The following is an 8,285-nucleotide window of genomic DNA, read 5'->3' as shown; positions in this document are numbered from 1 at the left end:
CCGCTGCCTGCAGGGCAGGCGGGGCGACCGTGTCGCCGTAGTGGCGCAGGAAGAGTTCTTCGAGCGACGGCGGAGCGATGAGCAGGCCTTTGACCCCGAGGCTGCCCAGAAGCGGCAGGACCTCGTGGACGCGATCGGAATCGGCGCCGAACTTGACGCGCCCGTCGGCCACGGTGAGATCGTGGACCTGCGACAGCGTGTCCAGTGCGTGGGTGTCAACACTGTCCTGCGCGAACGAGATTTCCGTGCGCGTGAGGTGGCGCAGTGCGTCGAGTGTGCCCCCGTCGACGATCCGGCCGGCGCGGATGATGCTTACGCGGTTGGCGAGCTGCTCGACTTCGGAGAGGATGTGGCTTGAGAGCAGGACTGTGGCGCCGTTCTCGTGCACGATCCGCCGGATCTCGCGCGTGAAGACTGCTCCATGAGCGGGTCAAGACCGCTCGTCGGCTCGTCGAGGAGATACAACTCGGCGTCCATGACGAGGGCCGAGATGAGCGCGACCTTCTGGCGGTTTCCCTTCGAGTAGGCGCGGCCCTTCTTGCCCGGGTCGAAGTCGAAGAGTTCGCAGAGGTGATGCTTGCGCTCTTTGAAGGCAGCATGGTCCACGCCGCCCCCGCGGAGGCGGGAGAGGAGGTCGATGGCCTCGCCGCCAGAGAGGTTGGGCCAGAGGCTCACGTCTCCCGGGATGCTCGCGACGCGCCGGTGAAGTTCGACGGCGTCTGCCCAGGGATGCATGCCCAGGACGCTCGCGCTGCCCGACGACGGCCGGGCCAGACCGAGAAGGATACGTAGCGTGGTGGTCTTCCCCGCGCCGTTCGGCCCGAGGAAGCCGTGGATCTCGCCCTTGTGGACCTCGAGGTCGAGGCCGTCGAGCGCCTTGACGCGCCCGAAGTTCTTGTGCAAATCGACAGTCTGGATCACGGTGTCCATGACACAAAGGTACCCAGTTTTCACAAAGTTTTGAATAGCCTAAAGGCCCTTGTATTCCGGTGCAGTTCGCGCGTTGGCCTAGCGGTGCTTGTAGTAGTCCCGCCAGATCAGGCGGTGCACGGGGATGCGGCGAGCCAATGACCTGAGCCCGGGGATGAAGGGCACCAGGGTGAGGAGCAGCGTCAGGATCACCATGGAAAACACGACGAGGACGTCCGCGTTCGGCGATGATTTGAAGGGTTCCACTTGGTAGAGGGCCGAGAAGAGCCACAGCCACGACTGGCCGGGGTAGTTGCCGGTTTCATTCATCATTCCCCACTGGTCGCCTGTCAGATGCTGGGCGTCGGCGAGGCCAGGGAAGTAGCTGCCGTCGCCGAGGAACAAGATGCTGGCTTTGTAATCGGTGTTGTAGAACGAACCCTTTGCGCCCAGGACCGGATCAAGGGTCCCTTGCTGCGCCATGGCCAGAAGGGCTCCGGTGAGGGCGGGTACCGGGCCGTAGTCGCCGGGCGGAACCTTCGCCGGGTCGTTGTCCGGGGCTTTGCTGAGTGCATCCCCGTACGCGGTGGTCCAGGCAGCGTGTTGGGCGTCGCTTGCCTTGGTCCATTCGTCGATGGCCGCCGGAGGGTTCGGTAGGGTTTGGAGCGGGCCGATGATGAAGTCGTTGGCGGTGTCGATCGGAAGCCGTACGCCGGAAAGGCTCTGCAGGTCGATCGGTCCGAGTTTTTGGGTGGCATCGGGCGTCGAGTTGTAGGGCGGCCCATATCCCGCGGTGCCGCTGGTGCCCCCGAGTTCCGTGGTGGCTGTCGCCACGAAGTCCGCGGGGTCGGCCATGGCCCAGGACTTCAGGGTAACCGTTGGTTCGTCCGGCGAGCTGAAAACCGCTGAGAGTCCCAGGACAAGCAAGCCAACAACCACCAGCCCAACAACAAGCTCCTTGAACAGGTCATATTCGCGCGTCGTGCCGGGCCATGGCCTGCTGGCGATGTCGTTTCGCGTGCGCCACGAGGTTGACGCTGGGGATTTGGTCACTTTTTGTCCTCGCTGTCAGTTGCCGGGTTTGGCGCTGGTGAGCGTAGCTGGGCGTCAGATTCGGCAGCCTCCAACGGGGGCACCACGCCGTGCATCCGCACGAGAACAACATGGAGGGCGACAACGACGGCGACGGCCAGCGGGAGGAGCGTGATGTGCCACATGAGTATCTGGCCCAGATCGGCGACGTTGAACCATGCGCCCACACCGACGGCGTTAAGGGCGTCTTTGGCTTGGAAGGCGATCCACTGCGAGTCGAAATTGCTTTGAAGCAGGTAACCGGTAAAGGCGGTAACGATCGAGACGACGAACGCGACCATCCCGGTGATCCAGGTCAGCACGCGCCCGCCCCGCCAGGCGGCCATCCAGAATTTGCCCCAGAGGTGGATCACCATGAACATGAAGAACAGTTCAACGCTCCACAGATGGGTGCTGTTGATGAAACGCCCTAAGGCCGAGGCATGGAACCACGTGGCCCATTCAATGCCAGCACGGCGCCGGAAGCGAGGATGTAGACGAACGCGGCAACGGCGCCCATGCCGAAGACGTAAATCCAGGACGCCACGTAACTCGGCTGGCCTTCAGGAAGCAGCTTGTCCGGCGGTAGCGGCGCAACGCCCAGCCCCGGGCCTTTCCTGTCCAAGTGGAGAATCGTGGTTCGCCGTCGTCGGTAGTCGAAACCGGGCCGTGGTCGGCAGTCATTTCCGTTTCCTACCGTGTGGAAACGGAATCACCAAGGCGAGAATGAATAGCACGACCATCGTGGCAATGACCACCAGATTGCCGAATTGGATCAGGAAGTCACCCCACTGGAAATAGACTCCGCCATCCGGCATTCCGGCATCCGCCTGGTGTATTCCGAGCATCACGGCCTCTTTCGACGAAAGGCGGACCTTGGACGGGACGCCTTCCTATGCATGACGCTACAAGCTTGCCGGCCAACAGACACGGGTCCAAGGGCCCTATTGGATAGCGCCGGCCGCATGCATGCTGGAATGGCTTGGAATGCCGACCATCGAAAGGACCCCGCCATGTCACCGGATACCGCAAACCCCGTGGAAGTCCTGAGCGAGGAAGAATGCTGGAATATCCTTTTGGGTGCGACGTTGGGGCGGTTGGCATTGAGCATCGCCAACGAACCTGAGATCTATCCGATCAATTTCGTTGCCCACGACGGGAAGATCCTCCTCCGGACAAATCCAGGGGAGAAGCTGTTCGCGCTCACGATCAATGACAAAGTTGCGTTGGAAACTGACGGGGTCGGTAGCCAATCCGTCTGGAGCGTCGTAGTTAAAGGCAAGGCGCGGCAACTTGAATCCGGTGCCGAGATTGAAGCCGCCGAAAGGATTCCCCGCCAACAATTGACCTCCACAAAGAAGCGGGTGTTCGTTGAGATCGTCCCGACGTCCATCACCGGGAGACGGATTCACCGGGGCCCGGAAAACGACGAGCTGGCCCCTGGCGACTTGTACTGAACACCATCTGCTTCACCGGAGATCCGCGCTTGGCCGGCGCGCCAACAGGACCGGACATGCGGCGTGATGAAGGACAGCATGGGCAGTTGAACCGATAGTGCCCCGAACCAGTCCGCGTCCTTTCGTCCCGACGACGATGATGGACGCATCTTGAGCCTCCGCCAAAATGGACCCAGGGATGGACGTTCCAACCGGCGATCTTTTTTGGACGTCGAGGTCCGGAATTGTTTGGTGGGCGCTCTGCACCGCAGAGTCAAGAAGCGCCTGGATTCGTGGTTCAACATGGTCTTGGGCCGACGTCGCCGCGTCAGGGATAGGGCGTGGAATACGGTGCTTCTTCCGGACGTGCACCAATCGAAGGGGAGTCCCGGACAAGGCCGCCAGGTCGCAGGCATGCCGAAGCGGCAGCTCCCAATCGTCGAAGTCGACGCCGACCACAACCGGACCGCCCAGGTGTTCTCCGCCGCGGATGACAGCGACGGGGCAATCGGCTGTTGCCGCGAGTTCCAAGCTGACGGAGCCGATCAGCAGTCCCATGAAGCCCCCCGCGCCCCTGGTTCCAACGACGAGCAAGGCGGCGCCGGAAGAGAGTGTCCTGAGGTGTTCGGCTGGCCACCCATAGAACAGCGTCGTCTTGACGGCCAATCCGGGAACCGCATCGAGGACCTGTGCCACGCCCTCGGCCAGAATGTCCTCGGCCGCGCGTCGCAACCCGCTGCCTTCGATGCCAGGCACGGGACCCAGATCATGGGTGATTGCCGGCCACAGGGTGCTGTGGACCACGTGCAGTCCGCAGTTCCGCTGGGCCGCCTGGCGGGCAGCCCAGCGGACAGCCGGGACAGCCCCGGCGGACCCGTCGTAGCCAACGATGATTTCTTCCGCGGTGTCCATGGTCTCCTTACCCGCGAGGGTGATTGAATGTGGAGCGGCTCCAGTCTTACTCCAGAAGCTCACTCCAGATGCACGTGGCGTCCGGTGACACTCTCGCGTGGATCCGGATAAAGAGATTCCGTTCTCCACCGGCCCAAGGCTCCGCCATGACCTTTCCCCACAGCCTGGTCAGCAGGTCCTGATCCTCAACGCGGGAGGAAGCCCCACTGACGAGCACAGACCAACCTTCGCTGCGATCGGCACGTGAATCGTCGATCTGAAAGGACGACTCGAGCGACGGGACTGCCTCGGCGATGGATCCATCCCCGGCAGTGCGGAAGTAGATGGACTGGCCGTCCACCAAGTAGTTCACGGGGAGGATCATCACCCGGCCTTGCTGGAGAAAACCGAAGCGGCCAGTGGTATTTGAACGCAAAAGATCCCAGCACCGTTCCTGGCTAAGTTCTTCCGCGACGTGCAGTCCGCCGTCAACGCGGCCTGCGTCCATGCTGGGGAGTGACATGCCTGCTCCTATGTGTCTAGCTCGTCTTTCGGGCACCTGATCGCGGGTGTGAACACCTACAACTCCCAGCAGCCTATTGGGGGCCATTCTCCTGCTGTAGGGCCGAAAGGCCCGGCGGTGTGACTAAATGCCCTGTGGAACGGACCGGAAACGGGCGACACTGGACCCAGGTACGCAATCCAGTTCAAAGGGAGATTGGCCATGATGTGGGGATGGGGTGGAAGCATCGGCATCGGCGGCTGGATCGCCATGGGGCTGATGATGTTGCTGTTCTCGGGTGGCATTGCCACCTTGGTTGTCCTCCTGCTGCGGGGGAACCACACGGGCGGACGGGGTTTCCAGGGGCCAGCCGTTGATGATTCCGAACGTATCCTCAATGAGCGCTTCGCCCGGGGCGAGATTGACGAAACGGAGCTCGCGGCTCGCCGGGCTGCTCTACGGCGCCGGCAATGAGCAGGGCTTCCGCGGCGCGGGGCTAGTTCCGCGCGTTTCGCCGGCTCTGGAACCGGTGAAGGGCTTCGATAGCCAGGATTCCGCCGAGCGCGCTTCCAAGTGCCGTCATTAAAAGATCGTTCGGTGGCCATTCCAAGCCGAAGAAGTCTTGGAGAAGGGGCGTTCCCACCACGAAGACCAAGCCCAGGTACATCGTTCCGATGATGGTTGCGCGTCGCAGGTTGAGCGGGCGCGAAATGGCTGCCAGTATCCATAGACCCGTGAGTGATAGCGCGAGAACGGAAGCTGTGCGGGTGGCACTGACTGTGTGCGCACCGACAACCGTTGCGTAGACGTTGACGGCAAGGACGGCGGCAGCGACGACGAACCCGGAAGGCACGGCGAAGGAGAGGGAGCGTTTGAGGAATCCCGGGGTGTAGCGGCGGTTGTTGGGCATGAGCGCAAGGAAGAACGCCGGAATTCCGATGGTGAGGCCGTCTGTGGCGGAGAGTTGGCGCGGCAGGAACGGGAAGTCCCACAGAAGTGCTCCGAAGGTGGCGGAGAGGACGATGGCGTAGGCGGTCTTGCTAAGGAACAGGGCCGAAACCCGTTCAATATTCGCGATGACCCGTCTGCCTTCCGCAACCACGCCGGGAAGCCTGTCGAAGCGGCCGTCCAGGAGGACAAGGCGGGACACGGCCTTGGTGGCGGCCGCGGCGGAGTCCATGGCGATACCTATGTCCGCTTCCTTGAGTGCCAGCGCGTCGTTGACCCCGTCCCCGGTCATCGCGACAGTATGGCCTCCCCGCTGCAGTGCAAGGACCATGTCCTTCTTTTGTTCCGGGGAGACACGCCCGAATACCACGTTGTTCTCCAGAGCTTCCAGCAGCAGGTCCGGATCGACCGGCAATTCCCGTGCGTCGTACCCGTATTCCGCGTCCAGCCCGACCTCGCGGGCGACGGCGGCAACGGTGCGGGGATCGTCGCCGGAGAAAATCCTCACCTTCACGTCCTGCTCGCGGAAGTAGTCAAGGATCTTTGCAGCATCCGGGCGCACGCTCTCCCGGAAGGTCAGCAGGCATACCGGGGCACAATCGGCCGGGGTTGATCCTCCGCTGCGGCCCGTGCCGGCAACGGGCCGGGCAAGTAGGTCAGGGCCATGGTGCGCAGGCCGGTTGAGGCCAAGCGGCCTGCTGCCCCAACAATGCGAGCTGTGCCTGGGGTGTCTTCGCGAAGGACAATCTCCGGAGCGCCCAGCACCCAGGTGCCGCCGACGAATTGGTCTGAGCCGAAGCTGACGGCGCTCCATTTCCGTGCAGAAGAAAACGGCACCGTCGAGCTCGGGCGAAGGCTGGTGCCCGAGGGGAAGGCATCGGCAAGGCACCGGGCGGTGGCATTGGCCTGCGGGTCGGTCCCGAACCAGCCCAGAACCTCCCTCCACCCGGGTTGCGGCGACGGACCGGCCTCGTGGACGCCGTCGAACACGAGCTTGCCTTCGGTGAGGGTGCCGGTCTTGTCCAGGCAAAACACGTCCACACGAGCGAGGCCTTCAACGGCCGCCAACTCCTGGATCAGGACTTCCTGACGGGCCAGCCGCAGGCCGCCGACAGCGAAAGCGACGCTGGAGAGGAGCACCAGGCCCAGCGGGATCATGGCTATGACGCTGGCGACCGCCCCCACGGAAGCGGTCCTCCAGCTTCCGGTTGTGATGGCTTGCTCCCAACCACCGCTCGCCTGCATTTGCCCGTTGATGACAAGAATCATGACGGGCGGCAACAGCCAGGTGATCCAACGGAGGATCCTGTTGAGGCTATTGCGGATCTCGGAGTTGACCATAGAGAAGCGTTTGGCCTCGGCGGTCAGTTTGCTGGCGAAGGAGTCGGCGCCGACCCGGACCACCCGGGCCCTGCCGTTCCCGGCGACGACGCTGGAGCCGGAGAGCACTTCGGATCCCGGTCCCTTGCTCACGGGATGTGATTCGCCGGTGAGGAGCGATTCGTCAAGTTCCAGGCCTTCGCCGTCGATGATGGAAGCATCCGCGGGCACCTGGTCGCCGACTCGCAGCACGAGCACGTCGTCGCGGACGACGTCTTGCAGGTCAACATCCTGCGCCGTGCCGTCGCGAACCACCCGTGCGGGGGAGGCGTCGAGAATCGCGAGTCGATCCAGTGACTTTTTGGCCCGGTATTCCTGAACGACACCAATGAGGATATTGCCCGCGGCTGCCAGCCCAAAGAGCGCATCCTTCCACTGGCCCAGAAGAAGCAGCAGGCCGAAGCTGCAGCCCACGATCACGTTGAACAGCGTCAGGAGGTTTGCCCGGAAGATCTGCCCGAGCGTTCTGCTTGGAGCCTCCGAAACGGTGTTGACGAGTCCTGCTTCCGTCCGGGCCAGGACCTCGGCGTTGGACAACCCGGATCCAGCGGGCGAGCGGCCCACCTCGGCACCGGGATGGTTCAGGGCTGGTTGTTGGGTCACAGTTTTCCGCACTTCTCCTCGACGGCACCTTCCTTTTCCTCCCGCTAGGGAAGGTGCGGCGTCCAGGACCAGTTCCGTATTTCCGGGAGGTCTTCGAAGTGTTCCCGGATGTATCGCGCATGTGCATCCAGCTGCCTGCGGCAGAAGTCGACCAGTTCGTCCGCGCCTCCGACCTGCCGGTGAATGCGACGCAACGCTTCCAGGACCAGGTGGTAGCGGCTCATTTTGTTCAGGACCACCATGTCGAAGGGGGTGGTTGTGGTTCCTTGTTCGTTGTAGCCGCGGACATGGAACCGTTCCGGGCGGGGTCTTCCATGCAGGAGTTGGTGCAGGGCCCGGGCGTAGCCGTGCCAGGCCATGATGACTTCTCGGTCTGCCGTGAACAGCTCTTCGAACTTCTCACTGGAGAGTCCATGGGGGTGGGCGTCGCGGGGCGGGAGGACCATGGCATCCATGACGTTGACAACGCGGACCACGAGTCCGGGCAGATGTTCTTGCAGCAACCAGGCTGCGGCCAGCGTCTCCTGGGTGGGGATGTCCCCTGC

Annotated in this window: 10 protein-coding genes and 2 pseudogenes; 2 read left to right on the top strand and 10 right to left on the bottom strand. The window is 63.1% G+C overall.

Annotated elements, in window-relative coordinates:
• The 5 genes and pseudogenes from AHiyo1_RS14260 to AHiyo1_RS24805 form a co-directional block, all read right to left on the bottom strand.
• Positions 1–930: pseudogene (locus AHiyo1_RS14260) on the bottom strand (ABC transporter ATP-binding protein); the annotation flags it as partial.
• A 78-nt stretch (positions 931–1,008) separates the two neighbouring features.
• A complete protein-coding gene (locus AHiyo1_RS14255) occupies positions 1,009–1,962 on the bottom strand; it encodes a hypothetical protein (protein ID WP_253257356.1) in 954 nt (317 codons plus the stop codon).
• Entirely contained in the window at positions 1,959–2,363 is a 405-nt protein-coding gene (locus AHiyo1_RS14250; protein ID WP_253257355.1) for a cytochrome b N-terminal domain-containing protein, read from the bottom strand. The genes AHiyo1_RS14255 and AHiyo1_RS14250 overlap by 4 nt, the downstream gene beginning before the upstream one ends.
• Before the next feature lie 47 nt (positions 2,364–2,410).
• Positions 2,411–2,605: a hypothetical protein gene (locus AHiyo1_RS26870; protein WP_253257354.1), complete on the bottom strand. Its 195-nt coding sequence runs from the start codon at positions 2,603–2,605 to the stop codon at positions 2,411–2,413.
• A 55-nt stretch (positions 2,606–2,660) separates the two neighbouring features.
• The gene (locus AHiyo1_RS24805) at positions 2,661–2,828 is read right to left on the bottom strand and encodes a hypothetical protein (protein WP_172465597.1); all 168 of its coding nucleotides are present in this window, start codon (positions 2,826–2,828) and stop codon (positions 2,661–2,663) included.
• Positions 2,829–2,993: 165 nt separating this feature from the next.
• On the opposite strand from AHiyo1_RS24805, the gene AHiyo1_RS14245 reads away from it, so the two are divergent.
• Positions 2,994–3,437, top strand: a complete 444-nt coding sequence (locus AHiyo1_RS14245) for a pyridoxamine 5'-phosphate oxidase family protein (protein WP_059389010.1) — start codon at positions 2,994–2,996, stop codon at positions 3,435–3,437.
• Between the two features lie 12 nt (positions 3,438–3,449).
• Here AHiyo1_RS14245 and AHiyo1_RS14240 read toward each other — a convergent pair whose 3' ends face one another.
• The gene (locus AHiyo1_RS14240) at positions 3,450–4,328 is read right to left on the bottom strand and encodes a universal stress protein (RefSeq protein ID WP_059389009.1); all 879 of its coding nucleotides are present in this window, start codon (positions 4,326–4,328) and stop codon (positions 3,450–3,452) included.
• Between the two features lie 46 nt (positions 4,329–4,374).
• Positions 4,375–4,830: a pyridoxamine 5'-phosphate oxidase family protein gene (locus tag AHiyo1_RS14235; protein ID WP_059389008.1), complete on the bottom strand. Its 456-nt coding sequence runs from the start codon at positions 4,828–4,830 to the stop codon at positions 4,375–4,377.
• A gap of 201 nt (positions 4,831–5,031) precedes the next feature.
• On the opposite strand from AHiyo1_RS14235, the gene AHiyo1_RS14230 reads away from it, so the two are divergent.
• On the top strand, positions 5,032–5,283 hold the full coding sequence (locus AHiyo1_RS14230; RefSeq protein WP_059389007.1) for a hypothetical protein: 252 nt from the start codon (positions 5,032–5,034) through the stop codon (positions 5,281–5,283).
• A gap of 22 nt (positions 5,284–5,305) precedes the next feature.
• Here the strand turns inward: AHiyo1_RS14230 and AHiyo1_RS26865 are convergent, their stop codons facing one another.
• From AHiyo1_RS26865 to AHiyo1_RS14220, 3 genes and pseudogenes are all read right to left on the bottom strand, one after another.
• Positions 5,306–6,319: an HAD-IC family P-type ATPase gene (locus AHiyo1_RS26865; protein ID WP_340639327.1), complete on the bottom strand. Its 1,014-nt coding sequence runs from the start codon at positions 6,317–6,319 to the stop codon at positions 5,306–5,308.
• Between the two features lie 14 nt (positions 6,320–6,333).
• Positions 6,334–7,752: an HAD-IC family P-type ATPase gene (locus AHiyo1_RS26860; RefSeq protein ID WP_253257353.1), complete on the bottom strand. Its 1,419-nt coding sequence runs from the start codon at positions 7,750–7,752 to the stop codon at positions 6,334–6,336.
• Positions 7,753–7,784: 32 nt separating this feature from the next.
• Positions 7,785–8,285, bottom strand: a pseudogene (locus AHiyo1_RS14220) (phosphoketolase); the annotation flags it as partial.

Origin of the sequence: Arthrobacter sp. Hiyo1 (assembly GCF_001263615.2) — a bacterium.
GTDB lineage: Bacteria > Actinomycetota > Actinomycetes > Actinomycetales > Micrococcaceae > Arthrobacter.
This window is presented reverse-complemented; position numbering and strand designations above follow the sequence as displayed.

Excerpts from the sequence above, each read along its gene's own strand:
- AHiyo1_RS24805 (WP_172465597.1), bottom strand. The coding sequence starts at position 2,828 with ATGCTCGGAATACACCAGGCGGATGCCGGAATGCCGGATGGCGGAGTC.
- AHiyo1_RS14235 (WP_059389008.1), bottom strand. The coding sequence starts at position 4,830 with ATGTCACTCCCCAGCATGGACGCAGGCCGCGTTGACGGCGGACTGCAC.
- AHiyo1_RS14230 (WP_059389007.1), top strand. The coding sequence starts at position 5,032 with ATGATGTGGGGATGGGGTGGAAGCATCGGCATCGGCGGCTGGATCGCC.
- AHiyo1_RS14245 (WP_059389010.1), top strand. The coding sequence starts at position 2,994 with ATGTCACCGGATACCGCAAACCCCGTGGAAGTCCTGAGCGAGGAAGAA.
- AHiyo1_RS14240 (WP_059389009.1), bottom strand. The coding sequence starts at position 4,328 with ATGGACACCGCGGAAGAAATCATCGTTGGCTACGACGGGTCCGCCGGG.
- AHiyo1_RS14250 (WP_253257355.1), bottom strand. The coding sequence starts at position 2,363 with ATGTTCATGGTGATCCACCTCTGGGGCAAATTCTGGATGGCCGCCTGG.